The following is a 21,235-nucleotide window of genomic DNA, read 5'->3' as shown; positions in this document are numbered from 1 at the left end:
CTTCGGGGGGAATGTTTATGGATCAAATGGCGCTATTGTTAACAGCGTATATTTTAGTAATTCAGGGAGTTTTATTTGGTTATAAGAAAATCATGGTGCGGAAATCGGAATAGCAGTCGGTTTACTCACAGTTTGGCACGCCTAGAGCGCTCTCCGCCGAAGTGGATGCCGGTTCGGCGAAAAAGAGCGCGGCACAACAAAGGCCTAGAGATGTGCCCCGACCCAACGTGGTCGGGCGCAGCTCTAGTGGCCAAAATCTAGACGCTTGGTACCGTCCGCTCCCGACCCATTGCGGCCGTATAGCTTTCAGAGAACCTTACGCGCCAGGGATGTGAGCGAGAGGGCAGATGCAGATTGGGCTGAACCTTCGAGGAGACCTAACGAAGCTGGGGAACCAAGAACTCGAAGCTCGACTTGAGGAGCTCTTCGTCGAGCGTGAAGCCTTGTCAGCGACTTGCGATAACTTCGCCTCGGTTGGGAACAGGTGGCTATACGATAGAGGTCTCGGGATGCCGTTCGGAAGAGGCCTCATCCGAGCACGGCTCTTCTATCGAATAGCTGCCACCTTATATGGAGGTTCTCATAGGCGCGGCCTCGGTCGTCTTTATATGATTGATTGCGAAGTGAGAGACCTGTTGGACGAGGTCAAGCGCCGCATTCGAGATTGCGCGTCGAAGGGCCTATAATAAGGTCCATTATCCACCCACTTCGGACGCTCAGGGCGGGGACCATCCGTCGGGTTTTGGCCACGAGACGGTCGTTGTGCCGCGCTTTTTCTCCCCAAACCGGCATCTACGTCGGCGAAGTGCACTCTAGCCGATGAGGACGACGGCCTTGCGCTCGTAGGATCGCCCGTCGATCTCGCCGGCGATGAAATGCGCCACGTCGGCCCGGGAGATCAGGCCGTTCCGCCAGGAAGAGGGTTCCGTCAGGACCTTGTAGCGTCCCGTGGCCGAGCCGGGCGTCAGCACGCCGGGGCGGACGAAGGTCCAGTCCAGGCCAGAGCGGCGGATCCGCATCTCCTGGGCGTCCTTGTCGTCATAGGCCCGCCCGAACACGAGGCGGAAGGGGATGCGCTGCAGCAGGCCGATGGCGTCGCGGCTGTCGCCGGTGCCGAAGCCCGTGACAGAGAGGATGCGCCGCACGCCGGCTGTCTCCATGGCCGGCACCAGCACGTTGGTGGCGGCCGAGAACAGGGTCACCGGCCCGAGCAGGTTCTTCGCCGGCACGCCCAGGGCCTGCACCACGACGTCAATGCCCTCCAGGGCGGAGGCGATATCGGCGGCGTTCAAGGCGTCGCCGGGGAAGCGTTCCAGCCCCTGGCCCGACAGCGACATGCTCGCGGCGGACCGGGCGAAGGCGCGCACGCGATGGCCGGCCGCCAGGGCCGCCTTCACGGTTTTCAGGCCGATGCCCTGGCTGGCGCCGATGACGAGGACGTGGGCCATGTCCGGTTTCCTGGTGGGTGAGGTGAAGGGGGACGGAATGGTCGCTCAGGCGACCGGGACGTGCATCGCGAAGCCGAGACCGGCCTCGTCGATCCGGCGGGTGAAGTTTCCGCCCAGGCTGCGCTCGATGGTCTGTTTCAACAGCCGGGATCCGAAGCCGCCGCCATCGGACGCGACCGCCCCCGAGGACGCCGAGGTCTCGTTCCAATCGAGCGTCAGCGTGCCGTCCGCAACGCGGCCCGTCACCGTCAGCGTGCCGCCTCCCGACAGGGCACCGTACTTGGCCGAGTTGGTGGCGAGCTCGTGCAGGATCATGGCGTAGTCGTTGACCTTGTCGGGAGGCGCCACGGCGGCCTCCTCGACGTCGATCGCGATGTTGCCGCCGTCGAGGTAGGGGGACAGGATCCGCTCGGCCAGCGTCCGCAGCCTGACGTTGCCGTGGTCGCCGGCCTGTGCCCGCGTGGCGAGGGTTGTGGCTTCGTGCAGCACGCCGAAGCGTTGCGACAGGTCCTCGGCGAAGTGCGGAGTCGACGTGGCGCCCCGGGCGACGATGGCGGTCAGCGCCCGGGCGACGGAGAACATGTTCGAGACGCGATGGGCGAGCTCCGCCGTCAGGAGGTGCTCGGCCTCTTCGGCGCGTTTCTGCCGGGTGACGTCGAGAAAGATGGCCTGGACCCATTCGCCGACCTTGCCGGCCTCTCCACCCACGCCGCGGGCGGAGACCCAGCGTGCGTGAGGGCCGTCGCCGATGCGGAAGTCGAAGCTGTAGGGATGGGAATCCGCCTCGCTCGCCGCCCAATCGCGCATCATCGCGCTGCGGTCTTCCGCGTTCACGCGCTCGAACAGGTCGTCGATGGGGACGACGGACTCGGAGGTTCCCCAGAACTCGCGGCAGAGCCCATCGAGCTGGGCCAGCCTACGCGTCGGTGACCAGGCCCATAGGGCGACACCGCCACGATGGATGGTGTCGGTAAAGCTCGCCAGCGTCCACTCGTAGCCAGTCGACGTCACATCCTCGGCCATGCAGTTCCTGATCGATCCCTGAACATGGGCGATGCCGATCGCATCGCCGGGGGGACAAGCCGCACGGCCGTAATTTGCTCCCTCACGCCATCGTCATCATACAACCGCGGCGATCGTTTCTCCTTGCGAAACCGCAAGCGGTCGGACCGCCCCCATCCTCCCCGGCGTTCGAGGCTTCAGGTCGGGCCGATTCCCGGTTCGACGAGGAGGGGCAGGTGGTCCGTGGCCCGGCCCGACGACATGGTCGATCCGCAACAGCGGCCAGCCGCTCGGAAGGGTGGCGGAGCGGACCTTTGCCCGGCGATCCACCTCGCAGGCGGCGATGACGGATGCCGTGGGACAGGACGCGGACGCCGATCGAACGGGAGGGCACGGACCGTGACCGGCGCGCGCGCCCGCGAAAGAGGATGCCGCTGCGGCGCTCAATCGTCGTCGTCGTCGACGGGGGATCCGGAGGGGATCGGGCTGCCGTTCTCGACCCCGTTCTCGAACATGCCGGGCGGACCGTCGAAGCCGACGACGCCGTCCGGATTGTCCGGCGACACGTTGGGGTCCACCGGCGGCGGCATGGTCCGGTCGAGGCGGCGCTCGATGCGTTCCTCGCGGCGCAGATCCTGGGTGATCGGCACGTCGCGGGGGCTCTGGGCCAGGGCCTCGGCGGCCGGGGACGCCGCGAAGAGCCCCAGCAGGATAGCGGATCCGAACTTCATCTCATGCCTCCAGGCGCCGTGTCGGCTCCGTCGCCAGAGGTTATCGAGCCGTGGGCAATAAAGACCAGTCAATTTCCATGCTGAAGAACGATTAAAACAGGCTCGCGAGGACTGTAATTTGCGCCGATGCGGGCGAGCGCTTCTCGAATTCTGCGCGCATGCATGGTCGTCCGCGTATCGGGCGGGACAGCGCGGGTGAGACCGCGCCCGCCTCCGGTCGACCGGCGGATGTGGGGCCGCCGCTGCGCCCGCCCGCCCATTGCTAAGCTCCGTCCATCGGCGTCGGGTCGGGTCGGTGGAACGCTCTTCCCGTCGATGACCGAAGGCGCGCCGCGTCCCGATCGTTATCCTCGTTCGCGGATGACACCCGAGACATCAGGACGAAACAGACACCTGGGACGTTGTCCTTTTCGGAAAGGGAGATCTGAATGGACACGAGCCTCATTGCCATGAACGACGAAGCCAACCGGATCGGCTCCGAGCGACTTCTGACGCAGCTGCGCGAGGAGGGGCTCGTCTATCGTCTCTGGGTGACAGGCACGGCGAAGGGAAGCCGCCTGCACATGCAGGTCAACGGGCTCGACGACGAACTCGAAGGCCGCCTCGTCCGCGTCCTCAGGGGCCGGGGCATGCAGCTCGATATCCAGCCGCTGACGTCGTAGGCAGGCCGGCCCGCCGCTCACGCTCCACGACGTGTCGCCGAGGCGGCGCGGGGCCGGTCCAGCGAGGCGGAGACCGCCCAGAGCGCCAACCCGCCCAGCGCCAGGGCGACGCCGACCCAGCCGGTGGAGGGCAGGCCGAACCCGGCGGTGAGGGCGAGGCCGGCGAGCCAGGGGCCGAGGGCATTGGCGAAGTTGAAGGCCGAGTGGTTGAGCGCGGCAGCCAAGGTCTGCGCGTCCTCGGCCACGTCCATCAGCCGGGTCTGCAGGATGGTGGCGAGGCCGCCGCCGCAGCCGATGAGGAACACCACCGGCGCCAGGGTCCAGACGCTCTCCACCGCGAACGGGTAGAGGGCGAGAGCCGCCGCCGCCCAGACCAGGGTCAGCCCGGCCGCCGGCATCAGGGCGCGGTCGGCGGCCCAGGCGCAGACGAGGTTGCCTGCCGTGAGGCCGAGGCCGAACACGGCGAGCACCAGCGGGATCGCCACCGGCGCGGCATGGGTGACCTCGATGAGCGTCGAGGCGAGATAGGTATAGACCGAGAACAGGCCGCCGAAGCCGATGGCGCCGACGGCGAGGGTGAGCCAGACCTGCCCGCGCCGCAGCGCCCCGAGTTCGCGGAGCGCACTGGCGCCCGACGCCGGACGGCCGAGGGGCGCCAGGACCCGCACCGCCACCGCCGTCAGCAGCGCCAGGACGGCGACGAGCCCGAAGCTCCAGCGCCAGCCCACGAGCTGGCCGATCCCGTTGGCGAGGGGCACGCCGGCCACCGTGGCGAGGGTGAGACCGAGGATCACCCGCGAGACCGCCTGGGTCCGCCGCTCCCGTGGGACGAGGGAGGCGGCGACGAGAGCGGCCACGCCGAAATAGGCGCCGTGCGGCAGGCCCGCCAGGAACCGGAACAGCAGCATCCCGTGATAGTTCGGGGCCAGGGCCGACAGGACGTTGCCCAGCGCGAACAGAACCATCAGCCCGACGAGGAGCGTCCTGCGGGCCATGGTGGCCGCCAGCACCGCGATGACCGGCGCGCCGACGACGACGCCGAGGGCGTAGGCGCTGATGACGTGGCCGGCCGTCGGTGCGTCGATGCCGAGATCGGGCGCGAAGGCCGGGAGCAGGCTCATCGTGGCGAATTCGGTGGTGCCGATGGCAAAGCCGCCCATGGCCAGGGCGGTGAGGACGAGGCCGGGATGCCGGCTGGGCGCCGCATCCGGCAGGCTGAGAGTGCCGGAACGGGTATCGAGGGTGGTGCCGGTCATCGGGCCGCTTTCAAGTCTCGTTCGCGGTCGCCACGCAGGGAACAGGCCGCGTGAAGCAGGGCGAGATGGCTCAGGCCCTGCGGTGTGTTGCCGAGATGGTCGCCGGTGTCGGGATCGACCATCTCGCTCATCACGCCGACGCCCCGGGTGACGGCGCTCAGCGTGCCGGTGAAGACCGCCTCGGCCTCGTCCTGCCTTCCGAGCTCGGCCAGGGCCTCCACCAGCCAGAACGAGCAGGCGACGAAGGCGCCCTCCTCCCTCTCGGCTCCCGAATAGCGATAGAGAAGCGGGCCGCGCCCGAGTTCCTCGCGGATCGCGTCGAGGGTGGAGGACAGGCGGTCGCGCCCGTCGAAGCCGAACCGGACCGCCAGGGTCAGGGAGGCGTCGAGGCGGTCGGTGCCGGGATAGAACGTATAGGCTCGGCGCGTCTGCGACCAGCAATGCTCCTCGATCCAGGCCTGGATCCGATCCCGCTCCCGCGACCAGCGCGGCACGCAGGTCGCCGAGATATGGCCGGCCTCCGCCAGTTCGACGGCGCGGGCCAGCGCCTGCCAGGCGCTGATCTTCGACATCGTGTAATGCTGCGGGACTTCCAGTTCCCAGATCCCGGCATCCTTCTGGCGCCAGCGGTCGGCGCATTCGTCCGCGAGATCCGCCAGGACCGTCGCGCTCTTCTGGTCGAGGATGTTGCCGTCGGCGACGAACAGGGTCGCGGTCTCGAAGATGTCGCCGTAGATCCCGTGCTGGTGCTGGCGGGCCGCCGCGTTGCCGACCCGGACCGGGCGCGACCCGCGATAGCCGGCCAAGTCGAGGGAGGTCTCCTCCGGCACCTTCCCCCCGCGCAGGGTGTAGAAGACCTGCGCCCCATGCGCGCCGAGATGCTTCATCAGCCAGGAGAAGGCGGCCTTCGCCTCCGGCATCGCGCCAATGCGCAGGAAGGCGTTGACGGTATAACCGGCATCGCGGATCCAGGCGTAGCGGTAATCGTAGTTCTTCGGCCCGCCGATCCGTTCGGGCAGGGAGGTGGTGGCCGCCGCGGCGATGGCACCGGTCGGCGAGTAGAGCAGCAGCTTCAGGGCGAGGCCGCTGCGCCGCACCTCGGAACGGTGCGGGCCGTCGTAATGCAGCCCCTCCGCCCAGTGCCGCCAGGCGTCGTCGCTGACATCGATGCGCTCGTCGATCTCCGCGATGGTGGGGATGCCGAGCGGCTCGTCCTCACCGGCCAGAAGCGCCACCAGCGCGCGCTCCCCCTCCCCCAGCGTCACCGTCGCGGCGATGGTGCGGTCCTCTTCCTCGAGGATGCGGATGTTGTCGCTGAACCGGATCACCCCGAGCACCGGTCCCACATGGAAGACGCAGCCGTTGGGGTTCGGCTGGAGCCAGGGCGAAAGCGAGTCGCCGCGCGTGCCGAAGACGGCGCGGATCCGGAACGTCACCGTGCCGGAGACGCCTTCCAGCCGGCGCGCGAGTTCGCACCAGGGCAGGCGGCCGGCGCGGCTGCTGTTGAGGGATTCGGTGATCCGCGCCGTGCCGGTCGCGGTGGTGACGATCGTCTCCAGCACGTTGCTGTCGGTGCGGTAGCGCCGCTCCATCGTGAACGCACCCTCGGGGCGAACCTGGAAATAGCCGCCGCTATCCGGCTCCAGGAGCCGGTCGAACAGGGGCGGCGAATCCATTTCGGGGACACACCACCACGCCACCGCGCCGTCCGGGCCGACGAGGACGACGGAACGGCCGTCGCCCAGGGCGGCATAGTCCTGGATCGGGTGTTCCGTGCCGTCCGGGTCGACGCGCCGGGCATCGACGGTGAGGTCGGTGCCCGCCTGGGCTCGGTCATTCATCGCGAGAACTTGTGGAGCGAGGGACGGGAACGGTCTCGAAACGGAAGTGCTAGTTCAGCGGAACCTTGTCCTTGCCCTTGCCGGGATTCGACGTGTTGACGAGCTCCGGCGCCTTCTGTGCCGGGAGCGTCTGCTCCTGGGCCTTCGTGTCGATGCGCTTGGTGCGGGTGAAGGGTTCGAGCGTCTGGGACGTCCCGGTCTGCAGGGCGCGGACGATGCCTTCGATCACACGAAGATCGGCCAAGCCTTCCTCGCCATCGGGCTCGGGCTCGCGGTCATGAAGGATGCAATCCGAAAAGTATTTCAGCTCGCCGCCGAAATGATCGGTGTTCTTGAAGCTGGCGTGGCTCTTGTCCTCGCCGATGGTGACGGTGTGCTCCAAAGGCTTGCCGTACATGTAGGCCGGGTTGACCTCGACGCTGCCTTTGGTGCCGACGACCGAATAACTGTCGAGGGTATTGCCGTAATAGGACAGCACGAACTGCGCGATGCGGTTCTGCGGGAACCGGAGCGTCACCGCGACGGTATCGTCGAAATCGCCGAGGCCGGCTTCGGGGTGACGGACGCCCACGGCCGAGACCACCTCCGTCGGCTCGTCGCCGAAGATGTAGCGGGCGGCATTGATCGGATACGGACCCATATCGAAGATCGGGCCCGCCTCGATGCCGCTCGTCGCCCGATGGTTCTCGGGCGAGACCATCTGGGTGAAGGTCGAGGAGAAGGTCAGGAGGTCACCGAGCTGGCCGGAGCGGATCAGGTCGATGGTCGCCAAGGTGCAGGGCTCGAAATGCAGCCGGTAGGCCACCATGAGCTTGGCGCCGGAGGCTGTCTGCGCCGCGATGATCTCCTGCGACTTCTCCGCCGAGATTTCCAGGGGCTTCTCCACGAGGACATGGATGCCGGCCTTCAGCGCCGGCACCGCGAACTCAGCGTGGCGCCAGTTCGGCGTGGCGAGATAGATCGCGTCGATCGTGCCCGAGGCCAGCAGCGTGTCGAACTCCTCGTAGCCGTAGGTATCGGTGACGCCGTATTGCGCGCCGACGCCGCGCGCCTTCTCCGGATCGCCGGTGACGAAGGCGACGATCTCCGAATTGCCGGTGTGCTTCACGCCGGGCAGCATGGCTTCCTGCGTGATGTCGCCGAGGGCGACGAAGGCGTAGCGGACCTTTTTCGAAGAGGTCAGGCCGAGGGCGGAGGCGATGCTCATGGGGATGTCCGTATCGGGCGGGCGTCGTTCGGTGCCGGCCTGGAATGCGCGGGAACCGGGCGAGGCGGCGATGACGGGCCGTGCGGCGACGACAGACGTGCCCCATCGCCCCGGTGACCACGCGCCGGCTTTCATGAGGAGGGAACGTTGCACTGCAACAGAGGTTGCCGCGTCGCCCGGTCGCGCCCGCTTGGCGGGCCGCGTCAGCGCGAGACGGCGAGCCGCAGGATGCGCGACAGGTCGGCCACCGAATAGGGTTTCCGCAGGAGCTCGAACCCATGGCTGCCCTCCTCGGCGAGGACGTGGCTGTAGCCCGAGGTGAGCACGATCGGCAGGTCCGGCCATGTGCGGCGGATCGCGTGGCCGAGATCGATGCCGTTCATGCCCGGCATGACCACGTCGGAGAAGACCACCTCGAAACCGGCGGAGTCGCGCGCCAGGGCGTCGAGGGCCTGCTGCGCATCCGTCACCCAATGCGTGACGTAGCCGAGTTCCTGCAGGGCCTGGGTCGCGAAGGCGCCGACTTCCGCGTTGTCCTCCACCACGAGCACGCGGGTGCCGTGCCGCTCGGCCAGGGGCGGGGGCTCGCGCACCGGCTCGGCCGCCACGGCCTCGCCCGCCGCGCGAGGGAGATAGAGGGTGAAGGTCGTGCCCTGGCCGAGGCGACTTTCCACCACGACTTCGCCGCCCGATTGCTTGGCGAAACCGAAGACCTGAGACAGGCCGAGGCCGGTGCCCTGCCCCACGCCCTTGGTGGTGAAGAACGGCTCGAAGATCCTGTCGAGCACCTCCGGCGCGATGCCCGAGCCGGTATCGGCGACGGAGACGGCGACGAAATCCCCCCGGATGCGGGGATGCGCGCGCACGGCCGGGATGATCGACGCGCGGCGAACCCGGATGGTGAGCCGGCCTTCGCCGTCCATGGCGTCGCGGGCGTTGACGACCATGTTGACGAGGGCCGTGTCGAACTGGCTCGGATCGGCGTCGATGAGGCAGGCCAGCGGCTGTCCCGCATCGTCCCGACCGGTCTCGATCTGGGTCACGACCTGGATGCGCGCACCGGTAAGGGTGCCGACCATGTCGGCCACGGAGGCCACGCCCTTGGCGACGTCGAAGACCTCGGGCGTCAGGGATTGCCGACGGGCGAAGGCCAGGAGCTGGCCGGTGAGCTTGGCCGCGCGCGTCACCGTATCCGAGATGGCGTCGACATAGCGCCGCCGGCGCTCCTCCGGCAGGTCGGGACGGCGCAGGAGGTCGGTGGAGGACCGGATCACGGTCAGCAGGTTGTTGAAGTCGTGGGCGACGCCGCCGGTGAGCTGGCCCACGGCTTCGAGCTTCTGCGATTGGCGGAGCTGCTCCTCCAGGGCCTTGCGCTCGGTCACGTCGCGGCCGGCGGCGTAGAAATGGTCGCCCTGGGGAATCGCGTTCCAGGAGATCCAGCGCTCGCTGCCATCGGCCGCCATCTGCCGGATGTCGAGGTTGTCGAGGATGGCGCCGCTCCGCAACTGGTCCATGGCCTGCTCGGCCGCCTTGCGGTCGTCGGGATGCACGAAGGCGTCGAAGCGCGCGCCGACCAGGGAGTCCGCGGGCCAGCCCAGCATCTCGTTCCAGGCCGGATTGACCGACCGGTAGAGTCCATCGAAGCCGCAGATCACGAGGAGGTCGCGGCTCGCGCGCCACACGAGGTCGCGCTCCGTGGTCCGCTCGCGCGCCGTCGTCCTCAGCACGGTCTCGGCTTCGCGCCGGTCGGTGATGTCGTTGAACAGGATGGCGACGCGCCGCTGGACGGGTTCTCCGATGCGCAGGGCGTGCACGTCGAACCAGCGGCCCAGCGTCACCGCCCCGCTCTCGAACCGCACGGGATTGCCGCTCAGCGCGACCTCGCCATAGGTTTCGAGCCAGCGGGGCTCGATGCCGGGAATGACCTCGCTCACCCAGCGGCCCTCGACGTCGCCGAGGCCGGCCTGCCGTTCGAAGGCGGGATTGACCTCGATGAAGCGGTAGTCGATGGCCTGGCCCGTGGCGTCGAACCGCATCTCGACGATGCAGAACCCGGCATCGATGGCGTCGAACAGCGTCCGGTAGCGGGCCTCGCTCTCGGCGAGCTTGCCCTCCTCGGTGCGAAAGCGGGTGACGTCGAGCTGGCTGCCGAAGAAGTAGCGCAGGCGCCCGTCCCGGTCGAAGACGGGGCTGACATAGAGTTCGTTGCGGAACGGCGTTCCGTCGCGGTGATAGTTGATGATCTCGACTACAACGTCGCGCCGCGCCGCGATGGCGTCGCGCACGCGCGCCACGTCGGCCTGGTCGGTTCCCGGCCCCTGCAGGAACCGGCAATTGTGCCCGACGAGTTCCTCGGCCGAGTAGCCGCACAGGTCCTGGAAGGCGCGGTTGGCGAAGACGATGGGATTGTCGGGCTGGTTCGGGTCGGTGATGATCTGCGGCATCCGGGTCTTCTCCGCCGCCGTGAACAGCAGTTCCGGCCCCGCCGCCGAGGTTTTCTGGCCGCTGTCCGGGGAATGGATGCCGGACGCGATCTCCGCCTTCAGCCGCGCGATCTCGGCTTCGAGATCGGCCTCGCGCTGCCGCAGCCGATCGATGTCATCCTCCATACCGCCCGTTCCCCTCCGGCCGCCGCGTTCATCCGGGCTCGAGGGAGCCCAACGGTCGAGACTGCGGTCGGCTCCCTAACCCATCGGGCGGGCGGCCGTCGCGCATCCGAAGGGTCCCCGTTCCGCCCTCACGATCGGGCGTCGCTCGCGACGAAAGTGCTGCCTCAGCCGTCCCGGTGACGCCATCGCGCGGAACGACGCAGAGGACGTCCGGAGCGGGGCCGCGATCAGCCGATGACGTCGTCGTCCCATTCCACCCGCGGATAGGAGACCGGCGGCTCGCGCAGAACCCAGAGCCCCAGGCATCCCACGGCACAGACCGAAGCGCTGATGTAGAGGATGAAGTCGAGCACGGACGAGGCCCTCGCGGCAGGCTGATGATGGGCCATTCTCCCGTGGCACGGCTAAGAAAGCCTGAACGTCCGCCAGACGACGGCCCGCGCCGTCCCCTCGTCATGTCGAAGCACCCACCAGGGCGCGTCCGCGTGGATGTGCGCCGGCGCAACCCGTCGGCCCGCCTCCCGGCGTAGAGCCTTCCTCTCTCCCCCGAGAAGGAAAAGGGCGATGTCCGCCAAATGGGTCCTCGCGTTGACGGTCCTGGTCTTCTTGACCACCGGCCGGGCGCCGGGAATGCGTGAGCTGCGAAATCCCGACGCCGAGTCCGGCCATTCCCGCATCGTCCACATGGTCAAGCGCGTGTCGGAGTGAGGATGCGCGGCCCGTCGTCCGCCACCCCATTCGCCGGCGCGGTGAGTGCTACGGGACGGCGGACCGCCGGGTGGCGGCGAGGGCCGCCGCCTTGCCCCCGGCCGCGTAGAGGTCGAGCCGGGAATACAGGCCGAAGACCGAGCCGTCGTCGAGGAAGCCGCCGGCCGGGCCGAGGGTGTCGGTGAGGATGGCGTTGGCCTCGGCAAGCGTCACCGCCGGATAGGCGGCGGTGAGGAGGTGTCCGGCCTCCGGCGCGACCCGCGCGACATCCACCGCCTGGCCCGACCGGTCCCGATGCACCACCGGCAGGCCGTAGGTCTGGGTGGAGGCGTAGAAGGCCCCGTTGGCGGCGGCATCCTTGAACCGGCTCCGGTCGGCGGCGGCGCAGGCGGCCACCGTGTCGCCGCAGCCCTCGCGAAGGAAGGCCTGGAGTTCCGCGCGCGCAGCCTTCAGGGCCTCGGGATAATCCGTGATGGTCACCGCGCCGTCGGTGGCGCGGCTCATCTCGTTGTCGATGGCCGGGTTCGCGCGGGTCTGGCCCACATAGGCGGGGTCGTTGGCCAGCAGATGGGCGACGGCGTGGAGCGCGACGCTCCGGCCTCCGAGCACGTCCATGGCGTAATGGGCGCCGACCACGATGCGGTTGTTGCCGTACTCGGCGCCGCGCGCGATCATCTGCTGGTAGCGCTCGGGCACCAGCAGGGCGAGGAGCAGGGATTCCGTGTAGCCGTAGGTGGTGTGCCCGCTCGGATAGGACGGGCTGTCCGTCAGGTTCTGTTTCGGCCCCCGCAGCCAGTCCATGCTGTGCGAGGCGGCGCCGAAATAATCCTCGCCGCGATAGGCCAGAAGGCTCGGCTCGGTCTGGAACGGGCGCGAATTGCCGAAGGCGTCGGCACCCGGCGTCCCGGCGGGACGGCCATAGGCCTTGCCGAAGACATCCGTCGTACCGCCGATCCTGGTCAGGATGGCGCGGGCGGGTTCGGAGACGGGGGCCTCGCCATTCGTCGTCGCATTGGCGAAGAAGTACTTCCCCGCATTCGAATCCGACTTGGTGATGTTGTTGGTGTAGCCGATCAGGCGGGCGAGGCTGCCAGAGACGCTGGTGAAGGTCTTGAAGTCCTCGTAGCGCGCCTTGGCCTGATAGGCCTCCCCGAGGGCGGTGCCGAGGCCGTCGGCGAGCTGCGCGGCGTTGCCGTCAGTGATGAAGCAATCGCGCAGGGCGAGGCGCTGCTGCTCGGGAAAGGGCAGCAGCAGCGGCTGGTCGTGCCGCCCCATCTGGATGTCGCCGGTGACCGTGAGGTTCGCCGCCAGCGCCGCCTTGCCCTCCGGCGTCGCCGCCAGGGCGCTCACCGGCGCCAGCCCGCGCAGAGCTTCCAGATTCGTCGCCGATTGTGCCAGCGCGTGAGCGGGCGCCAGGGCGAGGCATGCGATGAGCCCGAGCGTGCGGGCCGTGTTCGTGCGTGGTCTGGTCATGGCACCGGAATCAGGCTGTCGTGGCGGTGGCGCAGGCTAGCAGAGTGCTCGGCCCGCCGCCGCCGGATTTCGCGGCGGATCACGCGCATCATTCCGTGACGCCCGCGTGACCGTTCTCCGGCGGCCGGTCGAGGACCGCCCCTGGCGGCATGTTCCTCCAAGACATATCGGCGCTTGGCGCCAATGGTGCATCTCGGCTCCCACTGAGCCAAAGCCCATCGGGACCGATGACCGCCCAAAAGTCGCCCTCTACGTCTTGCTGCACGATTCCTTGCCGCAGAATTCCCCGCCGCACGATCCCCCGTCCTTGCCGGCCGTCGCCCGCCGCGCGCCGGTCATGTCCGTTCGGCGCCTGCGTCCAGCGTGGTCCGGCACGAGGGGAATCGGCGTGAGCGAGCTCGACGGCTGGGCCGAACGCCGCCGCATCGCCGAGCAGGCGCGCGGCGAGCGCGCATGGTCCCTGTGGGGGCCGTATCTCGCCGAGCGCCAATGGGGGACGGTGCGGGAGGATTACAGCCGCGACGGCAATGCCTGGCGCTCGCTGACGCATGAGGAGGCACGCTCGCGCGCCTATCGCTGGGGCGAGGACGGGCTCGCCGGCATCTGCGACGAGCGTGGGCAGATGTGCCTGTCCCTCGCCCTGTGGAATGGCCGCGACCATATCCTGAAGGAACGGCTCTTCGGCCTGACCAACGAGGAGGGCAACCACGGCGAGGACGTCAAGGAGGTCTATCACTACCTCGACGCGACCCCGAGCCATGCCTACCTGAAGTTCCTCTACCGCTATCCGCAGGCCGCCTATCCCTATGACGAGCTCGTCCGCGAGGGGCTGCGCCGGGGCCGGGACCAGCCGGAATACGAGATCGAGGACACGGGCGCCTTCGCCGAGGACCGCTTCTTCGACGTCACCGTGGAATACGCCAAGGAGGAGATCGACGACATCCATGCGGTGATCACCGCGACCAACCGTGGCCCGGAGGCGGCGGATCTGCGCCTCGTGCCGCAGCTCTGGTTCCGCAACATCTGGTCGTGGCGCGAGGGACCGCCGGAATCGCGCCCCAGGATGGCAGTGCAGCCCGATGGGAGCATCGCCTGCGAGCATCCGCGCCTCGGCCGCTACCGGCTCTCCTATGACGGCGAGCCGGAGGTGCTGTTCTGCGAGAACGACACCAACCTGCGCCTGCACGGCTACCAGCCCGACGCCCCCGGCCCGTTCAAGGACGGGCTCCACGCGGCCATCGTCGGGGGCGACGAATCCGCCGTGCGGCGGGATCGGGGGACCAAGCTCGGCCTGCATTACGCCTTCCGCCTCGAGCCCGGCGAAACCCGGCGGGTGAACCTCAGGCTGTCGGCGGGGTCGCGGCCCCGTCCGGTCGACCACGAGGGCGCCATCCTGCTGCGCCGGATCGCCGAGGCGGACGCCTTCTACGACGCCCTTCAGGACGGCATCGCCGATGCGGATTCGCGCGCCATCTTCCGCCAGGCCGCCGCCGGGCTGATCTGGTCGAAGCAGCTCTATTGCTACGACGTGCGGCTCTGGCTGAAGGGTGACCCGCTCCAGCCGGCCCCGCCGCGCGAGCGCGACGGCGGGCGCAACGTCCACTGGCGTCATTTCGCCGGGTCCGACGTGCTCTCGATGCCGGACAAGTGGGAATATCCCTGGTTCGCGGCCTGGGACCTCGCCTTCCACTGCCTGCCGCTAGCCCTGCTCGACCCGGATTTCGCCAAGAAGCAGCTCCTGCTCCTCACCCGCGAATGGTACATGCACCCCAACGGCCAGCTTCCGGCCTACGAATGGGAGTTCGGCGACGCCAACCCGCCGGTCCATGCCTGGGCCACCTACCGGGTGTTCGAGATCGACCGCGACCGGCGCGGCGGGCGCGGCGACCTCGCCTTCCTGGAAGGCGTCTTCCACAAGCTCCTGATCAACTTCACCTGGTGGGTGAACCGCAAGGACGCCGACGGCCGCAACGTCTTCCAGGGCGGCTTCCTCGGCCTCGACAATGTCGGGGTGTTCGACCGGTCGCGCCCGCCCCCCGGCTTCGGCCGCATCCATCAGGCCGACGGCACCGCCTGGATGGCGATGTATTCGCTCAACATGATGCGCATCGCCCTCGAACTCGCGCTCCACAACGACGTCTACGAGAGCACCGCCTCGAAGTTCTTCGAGCATTTCCTCCTCATCGCCGAGGCGATGACCGACATGGGCGGCGAGGGTTTCGGCCTGTGGGACGAGGAGGACGAGTTCTACTACGACGAGGTCGACATTCCCGGCGGCGGGATGCTGCCGTTGCGGGTCCGCTCCGTGGTGGGGCTGGTGCCGCTCTTCGCCGTCGAGGTGATCGAGCCCTCGGTGCTGCAGCGGCTGCCGGATTTCGCCCGGCGCCTGAACTGGCTCCTCGAGAACCGCCCCCACCTCACCTGCCTCGTCTCGCGCTGGGACGAGGGCGGCGTCGGCGACCGCAAGCTGCTGTCGCTCCTGCGCGGGCACCGGATGAAGGCGCTGCTGCGGCGCATGCTCGACGAGGCCGAGTTCCTCTCGGACCACGGCGTCCGCTCCCTGTCGAAGGCGCATCTGGAGCGGCCCTATTCCCTCAACGGGTTCGGCGACGCGTTCACTGTGCGCTACGACCCGGCCGATTCCACATCGAACATGTTCGGCGGCAATTCGAACTGGCGCGGCCCGGTCTGGATGCCAGTCAACTACCTCGTCGTCGAGGCGCTGCGGCGGTTCCATTCCTATTACGGGGACGACTTCCTGGTGGAATATCCCACCGGATCGGGCACGTTCCTGACCCTCAACGCCATCGCGGACGCCCTCACCGACCGCCTGATCTCCCTCTTCGCCAAGGGCGAGGACGGTAAGCGGCCGGCCTTCGGCGATCGCCCGCCCATCGCCTCGGCCCCCGGTGCCGACGACGCCCTGCTGTTCCACGAGTTCTTCGACGGCGATACCGGCCGCGGCCTCGGCGCCTCCCACCAGACCGGTTGGACGGCGCTGATCCTCAACCTGCTGCACCAGAAGGCGCGGCGGACGGAGGTGGAGACAGGTGAAACGGCGGCGTGACGGGCCATGTGATGGGCGACCTGCGGTTCCCGGGTAAGGTGGCATCCCGTTTGCCCGAGCTCGGAACCCTGATAGCTTTGAGTAATTGTCTGATCAGCATAACCCGACGTGCAACTCGATATTGAGCGGAGCGGGATCTCCCCTGGGTCTCGTGTTTGGCCCTGAATGGCGCTGTCATCCACACAGGGCAGCAACTGGTCGCTACGGCGAACGCTCAAGCCCTGCCAGGTTGGGCACGTCTCGGTCTTGGACTCCGCTGCTCGGCCTTATTGGAAGGGGGCCGCATAACGTTCCGCGCCAATGTATTGAATGTGGCGGGGCGAATTACTGGAACTGCACAGCTTCTCTACCGATCGTAGGATTTGCCGCGAGTGCTGATGCCGTACAGCATTGAAGAGTAGGGCAGTCGGGCAATGATGGTTGCCTGGCTCGCTACCCTACCGGCGACCATGCCTCGGCAAAGGAGGTTCACATTCCCCATTTCCCGCTCACAGAATGCATCTGGGCTGTCGATGAAGTTCAGATTCGTCAACCGTGAGATGATGACGGTTCGCCCTTCAGGTATGGCGCCGATAGGCTGGATGACGAAGATCGTGACGAACTGTGCAGCGATGACAAGCGCGACAGCCATAATAGCGAGGGTGGCTAGCGCTTTCTTCAAGAGACCGCTCCTCGAAGCATGGTCTCTAAGTCCTCACGGTTTTTGAATTTAATCGTTCGGCCATTGACGATTGCCACCACGCCACCGTCTGGCTCATTCCGGTAGGGCGTGCTGCCAATCACACCATCGGCGGCAAAGTCCACTGCTGACTCACGCACAGGGGTGAACCCCTTGCTGGCCAATTGAAGTGCTTTCTGCTTGTTGGCCTCTTCGCTCCCCTCGGCAGGTTTCATAATAAGCGCATGAGGCAACGCAACAATAAAGAGGGCCGCACCGTAGATCCACCACAGCGCGAACGACTGCCCTTTTTTCTGAGCAATGAAAGCTGGGATCAACCCAATTAGGGCTGCGATTACAAGGATTTCCACTTCCCGCCCCTAACTGCCTTCACCCGCATTCTACCGAAGGTGGTGGTATCCGCTAGGTACAAAGGCAGACAGACGGCTTGAGGGAATATATCCTATGGCATTAATGTCACAGGGTCTCGGCTCTGTTGTCGATGTTGATCGACCTCTCATCGGCAACTGTGCGTCCCGCGCGAGTACCGGTCGGGACAGGAACGCATGCCCGTTCCGATACTCTGACGGCTTGCCGTCGGGCTCGTCCCCTGGCAGGCGTGTTCCATGCCGGAAACCTCGCCCGCCCGCCGTCCCCTCTCCGCCCTGCGCAACGCCCTCCGGAGCGAGGCGAGCGGCGGATTGATCCTGATGGCGAGCGCCGTGCTCGCCCTGATCGTCGCCAATTCCCCCCTCGCGCCGAGCTATTTCGCCCTGCTCGGCGCGTATGTCGGCGGCCTCAGCGTGCTGCATTGGGTCAATGACGGCCTGATGGCGCTGTTCTTCCTGCTCGTCGGCCTGGAGATCAAGCGCGAGGTGCTCGACGGGCGCCTGCGCACCTGGCCGGACCGTGTCCTGCCGGGGGTGGCGGCGTTGGGGGGCATGGTCGCCCCGGCGCTGATCTATGTCCTCGTCAACCGGTCCTCGCCCGAGACCCTGCGCGGTTGGGCGATCCCCACCGCCACCGACATCGCCTTCGCGCTCGGCGTCCTCGCCCTGCTCGGATCGCGCGTTCCGGTCTCGCTGAAGGTGTTCCTCACCGCACTCGCCATCATCGACGATCTCGGCGCGGTGCTGATCATCGCCGCCTTCTACACCGCCGACCTGTCGCTGCCGATGCTGGCGGGGGCCGGCGTCACCGTCGCGCTCCTGGTCGGGCTCAACCGCGCGGGCGTGAGCCGCCTCTCGCCCTATCTCGTCCTCGGCGCGGTCCTGTGGTTCCTCGTGCTGAAATCGGGCATCCACGCCACCATCGCGGGCGTGCTCCTCGCTTTGACCATTCCCCTGCGCCCGAGCCCCGCCAGACCCGACGATCCGGCCTCGCCGCTCCACAAGTTGGAACATGCGCTCCATCCCTGGTCGGCCTATCTCGTCCTCCCCGTCTTCGGCTTCGCCAATGCGGGCGTGTCGTTCAGCGGCATGTCGCCGGCGATGCTGTCCGATCCGGTGACCCTCGGCGTGGCCCTCGGCCTCCTCGTCGGCAAGCAGATCGGCGTGTTCGGCGCGGTCTTCGCCGCCGTGAAGCTCGGCCTCGCCCAGCGCCCGGCCCATGCCGGCTGGTGGCAGATCTACGGCCTGTCGCTCCTCTGCGGCGTCGGCTTCACCATGAGCCTGTTCATCGGCCTCCTCGCCTTCGCGGACAATCCCGGCCTGGAGACGGAAACCAAGATCGGCGTGCTCCTCGGGTCGGTGTCTTGCATGATCGCCGGAGCTATCGTTCTATTTCTCGCACCGCGTCCGGTGCGGGAGGCTGGCTCCGCGGCGTGAGGACGCGCCCCCGGTCAAAAACCCGCGGGGCAAGACAATCTTAATCGGAGCATCCTACGCTGCGCAGTCGGAGAGCGGGATGAATCGAAAGGCAGGCTCGGCGTTCGGCAAGGCGGCATTGACGGTTTCCGTGGCGGCAGCTGTCGGCTCGGGCCTCTTCGTCACCCATGGCATGACCGACGACGCCACCGCCTGGCGCAGCGCCTTCGCGCGCCCGTCCGCATTGGCCGTGCCCGACGGCATTCCCGATACGGAGGCACAGGTCGAGCTCGGCCGGACACTGTTCTTCGATCCGGTCCTGTCGCGATCCCGCTCCATCTCCTGCGCCACATGCCACGAGCCGTCGCGCCATTGGGGTGACGGGCGCATGCGCGGCATCGGCGAGCCCGGGATCGAGCTGAAGCTGCGCACGCCCACCCTGCTCAACGTCGGCTGGATCGCGCCGCTCGGCTGGGACGGCAAGTTCCCGGACCTCGAATCCGTCGCCTTCACGCCGATCACCGGCCCCAACCTCATGAACCTCTCGGAAGAGGAGCTCATCGCCCGCCTGCGCGCCGACCCGGATTACGTCGCCGCCTTCGCCGCGACCTTCGAGGATCGCGAGATCACGCGGGGCGGGATCGAGCGGGCGCTGGCCGCGTTCCAGCGCACCATCGTCTCGGGAAGCGCGCCGTTCGACCGCTGGCGCGACGGCGATGCCTCGGCGATCGGAGCCTCCGCGAAGGCGGGGTTCGCGCTGTTCAACGGCAAGGCCGGATGCCACGAATGCCATGGCGGCTGGGCGTTCACCGACGGGTCGTTCCACGATATCGGCGTCGGCCGGGACGACGATATCGGGCGGGGACGCCTGTTCCCCACGTCGAAGAGCCTGCAATACGCCTTCAAGACCCCGACCCTGCGCGATGTCGCGCAGCGCGGCCCCTACATGCATGACGGTTCGGTGGCGACCCTGCGCGACGTGATCGATCTCTACGATCGCGGCGGCATCGAACGCCCGAGCCGGTCGCCCAAGATCAGGCCGCTTCATCTCTCCGAGACCGAGAGAGCCGATCTCCTGGCGTTCCTGGACACGTTGACGGCTGCGGAGCCCAAGCAGAAGGCCGCATCGAAGTGAGTCTCCGGCGCGGACTTCGCCGTCTCGAAGCGCGCCGCTGAAGTCGCCGACGGGTTGCCGCTTCGGTTCTACCGGAACAGCGTCAAGCCGACACCGGCGAGCGACAGGCCCACGATCATCAGCGATCCGCCCCAGGTCTCGTAGGCCGCGGCCCGCGCCGCCACCCGCGTCGACGCATAAGCGAAGCTGCCGCCCGCGATCAGGGTGGACAGGCTGAGTGTTGTAATCACGCGAGAGCCTTTCTGCTTGATGCGAAGCGAGGGCTTGGGCGCCGCCCCTCCATGACTATCAGAGTTTGCCGAATGATCCCGTCGATAATCCCATCGATGATCTCGACGCACGGCGACGCTGTTGCTCGGGGGTGACGCTGTGGTCCCTCTTCAGCCAGAACGCATACGCCGACCGGGCTTCATCCGCGAGAGTCCACCGGCGGCCGGCACCGGAATCATGGCAGGAGCGACACATCGCCGACCATGCTGACGCTGCTGAAGATTCATTAACGAAATCCTTTCAGGATCGCCAGAAACTACGTAGAACAATGTCGCTGCCGCCGGCCGTCGGCGTTTCAGCTTTCGCCGAGGCTTCATCACATGAGTCTGCGTTGTCGGTTGCCCGGCCCCCGTGCATTGTCCGCCGCCCTGTTTGTGCTCGTTACGGGCTCCACTGGGGCCAGTGCTCACGTCAAATGGTTCTGTGCTTTCGACGTCGCTGGTTCGCCAGTCGGTCTTGCCGAGGTACTGTGCGATAGCTTCGAGCAACTCGTCATCGTCTCGCTCCTGGCCCTGTTCGTCGGCGCGCTGCTCGAGCGGACGATCCTCGGCGAGGCGATGATGCGCTCCCTCGACCGGGTCACGGCCTGGGCGCGGGAGAACACCGAGCTGATGTTCCGCGCGGTCTGCGGCGGCTTCTTCGTCTCGCTCTGGACGCTCGGCGGCGTCATCCTCACGCCCGAGCTCACCACCACCAGCACCGCCCTGCCCTGGTTCCAGCTCGCCATCGCCGCCGGATTCCTGTGGCGGCAGACGATGCCGCTCTCGGCTCTCGGCATCGTCGTCCTGTTCGGGATCGCGGTGGCGAATTACGGCGTGTTCCACCTGGCCGATTATCCCGTCTTCCTCGGTGTCGCCGCCTATCTCGCCCTGACGGGCCTCCGGCGGGAGCTGTTCGGGATCCGGCCCCTCGACATCGTCCGCTACTCGGCCGCCGTGACGCTGATGTGGGCCTCGGTGGAGAAATGGGCCTATCCGCAATGGTCCTACCCGCTCTTCATCGACCGCCCGGAGCTGACGATGGGGTTCGACGGCGCCTTCTTCATGAAGGCCGCCGGCGCGGTGGAATTCGCCCTCGCCTTTGCGCTGATCTGCACGCCCCTGGTGCGCCGCCTGGCGGCGATCGTGCTCGCGGCGGCCTTCGTCTCCGCGATCTTCGAGTTCGGCAAGGTCGACGCGATCGGCCATTCCCCGATCATCGTGGCGATGGTGGCCATCGCCGCCGACGATGTCAGGGTCCCCCTGCGGGTCCGCCAGCTGGCGACCCTCCCCTTCGGATACGGGGCCGCCCTCGCGAGCTTCATCGGGCTCTATTACGGCGCCCATGCCGCGCTGTCGGCGGCCGGCGCCCTGTAGCCCGGGCC

General features: G+C 67.7%; 18 protein-coding genes. 6 read left to right on the top strand and 12 right to left on the bottom strand.

The window, feature by feature from the left end:
- Positions 1-812: 812 nt before the first annotated feature.
- The 3 genes from ASF34_RS18655 to ASF34_RS18645 form a co-directional block, all read right to left on the bottom strand.
- Positions 813-1,448: an NAD(P)-dependent oxidoreductase gene (locus tag ASF34_RS18655; RefSeq protein ID WP_056163369.1), complete on the bottom strand. Its 636-nt coding sequence runs from the start codon at positions 1,446-1,448 to the stop codon at positions 813-815.
- Between the two features lie 45 nt (positions 1,449-1,493).
- Entirely contained in the window at positions 1,494-2,471 is a 978-nt protein-coding gene (locus ASF34_RS18650; protein ID WP_056163366.1) for a sensor histidine kinase, read from the bottom strand.
- A 422-nt stretch (positions 2,472-2,893) separates the two neighbouring features.
- Positions 2,894-3,181, bottom strand: coding sequence for a hypothetical protein (locus ASF34_RS18645; protein ID WP_018043316.1), 288 nt, complete (start codon positions 3,179-3,181; stop codon positions 2,894-2,896).
- 428 nt (positions 3,182-3,609) lie between these two features.
- Here ASF34_RS18645 and ASF34_RS18640 point away from each other — a divergent pair, with 428 nt between their 5' ends.
- Positions 3,610-3,843, top strand: coding sequence for a hypothetical protein (locus ASF34_RS18640; RefSeq protein ID WP_018043315.1), 234 nt, complete (start codon positions 3,610-3,612; stop codon positions 3,841-3,843).
- A 17-nt stretch (positions 3,844-3,860) separates the two neighbouring features.
- Here ASF34_RS18640 and ASF34_RS18635 read toward each other — a convergent pair whose 3' ends face one another.
- The 5 genes from ASF34_RS18635 to ASF34_RS23675 form a co-directional block, all read right to left on the bottom strand.
- On the bottom strand, positions 3,861-5,099 hold the full coding sequence (locus ASF34_RS18635; protein WP_056163363.1) for an MFS transporter: 1,239 nt from the start codon (positions 5,097-5,099) through the stop codon (positions 3,861-3,863).
- Entirely contained in the window at positions 5,096-6,940 is a 1,845-nt protein-coding gene (locus tag ASF34_RS18630; RefSeq protein ID WP_082494230.1) for a glycoside hydrolase family 15 protein, read from the bottom strand. The genes ASF34_RS18635 and ASF34_RS18630 overlap by 4 nt, the downstream gene beginning before the upstream one ends.
- Before the next feature lie 49 nt (positions 6,941-6,989).
- Positions 6,990-8,147: a Gfo/Idh/MocA family protein gene (locus ASF34_RS18625; protein ID WP_056163360.1), complete on the bottom strand. Its 1,158-nt coding sequence runs from the start codon at positions 8,145-8,147 to the stop codon at positions 6,990-6,992.
- Between the two features lie 203 nt (positions 8,148-8,350).
- Positions 8,351-10,756, bottom strand: coding sequence for a PAS domain S-box protein (locus ASF34_RS18620; protein ID WP_056163357.1), 2,406 nt, complete (start codon positions 10,754-10,756; stop codon positions 8,351-8,353).
- 227 nt (positions 10,757-10,983) lie between these two features.
- Complete coding sequence (locus tag ASF34_RS23675; protein ID WP_274533767.1) at positions 10,984-11,109, bottom strand: hypothetical protein; 126 nt, start codon at positions 11,107-11,109, stop codon at positions 10,984-10,986.
- Positions 11,110-11,320: 211 nt separating this feature from the next.
- On the opposite strand from ASF34_RS23675, the gene ASF34_RS23195 reads away from it, so the two are divergent.
- On the top strand, positions 11,321-11,464 hold the full coding sequence (locus ASF34_RS23195; protein ID WP_018043307.1) for a hypothetical protein: 144 nt from the start codon (positions 11,321-11,323) through the stop codon (positions 11,462-11,464).
- Positions 11,465-11,512: 48 nt separating this feature from the next.
- Here ASF34_RS23195 and ASF34_RS18615 read toward each other — a convergent pair whose 3' ends face one another.
- Positions 11,513-12,937, bottom strand: a complete 1,425-nt coding sequence (locus tag ASF34_RS18615; protein ID WP_056163354.1) for a phosphatase PAP2 family protein — start codon at positions 12,935-12,937, stop codon at positions 11,513-11,515.
- Between the two features lie 337 nt (positions 12,938-13,274).
- On the opposite strand from ASF34_RS18615, the gene ASF34_RS18610 reads away from it, so the two are divergent.
- Positions 13,275-16,004, top strand: a complete 2,730-nt coding sequence (locus tag ASF34_RS18610) for an MGH1-like glycoside hydrolase domain-containing protein (protein WP_056163710.1) — start codon at positions 13,275-13,277, stop codon at positions 16,002-16,004.
- Between the two features lie 346 nt (positions 16,005-16,350).
- Here the strand turns inward: ASF34_RS18610 and ASF34_RS18605 are convergent, their stop codons facing one another.
- Both ASF34_RS18605 and ASF34_RS23190 read right to left on the bottom strand, forming a co-directional pair.
- Positions 16,351-16,665, bottom strand: coding sequence for a hypothetical protein (locus ASF34_RS18605; RefSeq protein ID WP_018043304.1), 315 nt, complete (start codon positions 16,663-16,665; stop codon positions 16,351-16,353).
- On the bottom strand, positions 16,662-17,033 hold the full coding sequence (locus ASF34_RS23190) for a hypothetical protein (RefSeq protein ID WP_018043303.1): 372 nt from the start codon (positions 17,031-17,033) through the stop codon (positions 16,662-16,664). Before ASF34_RS23190 ends, ASF34_RS18605 begins: the two co-directional genes overlap by 4 nt.
- Before the next feature lie 255 nt (positions 17,034-17,288).
- Between ASF34_RS23190 and nhaA the strand changes: the two genes are divergently transcribed.
- Positions 17,289-18,488, top strand: coding sequence for a Na+/H+ antiporter NhaA (gene nhaA, locus ASF34_RS18595; protein WP_056163351.1), 1,200 nt, complete (start codon positions 17,289-17,291; stop codon positions 18,486-18,488).
- Positions 18,489-18,567: 79 nt separating this feature from the next.
- Positions 18,568-19,602, top strand: coding sequence for a cytochrome-c peroxidase (locus ASF34_RS18590; protein ID WP_056163348.1), 1,035 nt, complete (start codon positions 18,568-18,570; stop codon positions 19,600-19,602).
- Between the two features lie 68 nt (positions 19,603-19,670).
- Here ASF34_RS18590 and ASF34_RS23185 read toward each other — a convergent pair whose 3' ends face one another.
- Positions 19,671-19,832 (bottom strand): hypothetical protein, encoded by a 162-nt coding sequence (locus tag ASF34_RS23185; RefSeq protein ID WP_018043300.1) that lies wholly within the window; start codon positions 19,830-19,832, stop codon positions 19,671-19,673.
- A gap of 360 nt (positions 19,833-20,192) precedes the next feature.
- Here ASF34_RS23185 and ASF34_RS18585 point away from each other — a divergent pair, with 360 nt between their 5' ends.
- Complete coding sequence (locus ASF34_RS18585) at positions 20,193-21,227, top strand: hypothetical protein (protein ID WP_238253928.1); 1,035 nt, start codon at positions 20,193-20,195, stop codon at positions 21,225-21,227.
- Positions 21,228-21,235: the final 8 nt, after the last annotated feature.

The organism is Methylobacterium sp. Leaf106, assembly GCF_001422895.1.
GTDB classification, from domain to species: domain Bacteria; phylum Pseudomonadota; class Alphaproteobacteria; order Rhizobiales; family Beijerinckiaceae; genus Methylobacterium; species Methylobacterium bullatum.
Note: the sequence above shows the minus strand (reverse complement) of the source record. Positions and strands in the feature narration are given on the sequence as shown.

Coding starts and splice junctions, on each gene's coding strand:
- ASF34_RS18630 (WP_082494230.1), bottom strand. CDS start 6,940: ATGAATGACCGAGCCCAGGCGGGCACCGACCTCACCGTCGATGCCCGG.
- ASF34_RS18635 (WP_056163363.1), bottom strand. CDS start 5,099: ATGACCGGCACCACCCTCGATACCCGTTCCGGCACTCTCAGCCTGCCG.
- ASF34_RS18645 (WP_018043316.1), bottom strand. CDS start 3,181: ATGAAGTTCGGATCCGCTATCCTGCTGGGGCTCTTCGCGGCGTCCCCG.
- ASF34_RS23195 (WP_018043307.1), top strand. CDS start 11,321: ATGTCCGCCAAATGGGTCCTCGCGTTGACGGTCCTGGTCTTCTTGACC.
- nhaA (WP_056163351.1), top strand. CDS start 17,289: ATGCCGGAAACCTCGCCCGCCCGCCGTCCCCTCTCCGCCCTGCGCAAC.
- ASF34_RS18640 (WP_018043315.1), top strand. CDS start 3,610: ATGGACACGAGCCTCATTGCCATGAACGACGAAGCCAACCGGATCGGC.
- ASF34_RS18585 (WP_238253928.1), top strand. CDS start 20,193: ATGAGTCTGCGTTGTCGGTTGCCCGGCCCCCGTGCATTGTCCGCCGCC.
- ASF34_RS18590 (WP_056163348.1), top strand. CDS start 18,568: ATGAATCGAAAGGCAGGCTCGGCGTTCGGCAAGGCGGCATTGACGGTT.
- ASF34_RS18620 (WP_056163357.1), bottom strand. CDS start 10,756: ATGGAGGATGACATCGATCGGCTGCGGCAGCGCGAGGCCGATCTCGAA.
- ASF34_RS18615 (WP_056163354.1), bottom strand. CDS start 12,937: ATGACCAGACCACGCACGAACACGGCCCGCACGCTCGGGCTCATCGCA.
- ASF34_RS18650 (WP_056163366.1), bottom strand. CDS start 2,471: ATGGCCGAGGATGTGACGTCGACTGGCTACGAGTGGACGCTGGCGAGC.
- ASF34_RS18655 (WP_056163369.1), bottom strand. CDS start 1,448: ATGGCCCACGTCCTCGTCATCGGCGCCAGCCAGGGCATCGGCCTGAAA.
- ASF34_RS18625 (WP_056163360.1), bottom strand. CDS start 8,147: ATGAGCATCGCCTCCGCCCTCGGCCTGACCTCTTCGAAAAAGGTCCGC.
- ASF34_RS18610 (WP_056163710.1), top strand. CDS start 13,275: ATGTCCGTTCGGCGCCTGCGTCCAGCGTGGTCCGGCACGAGGGGAATC.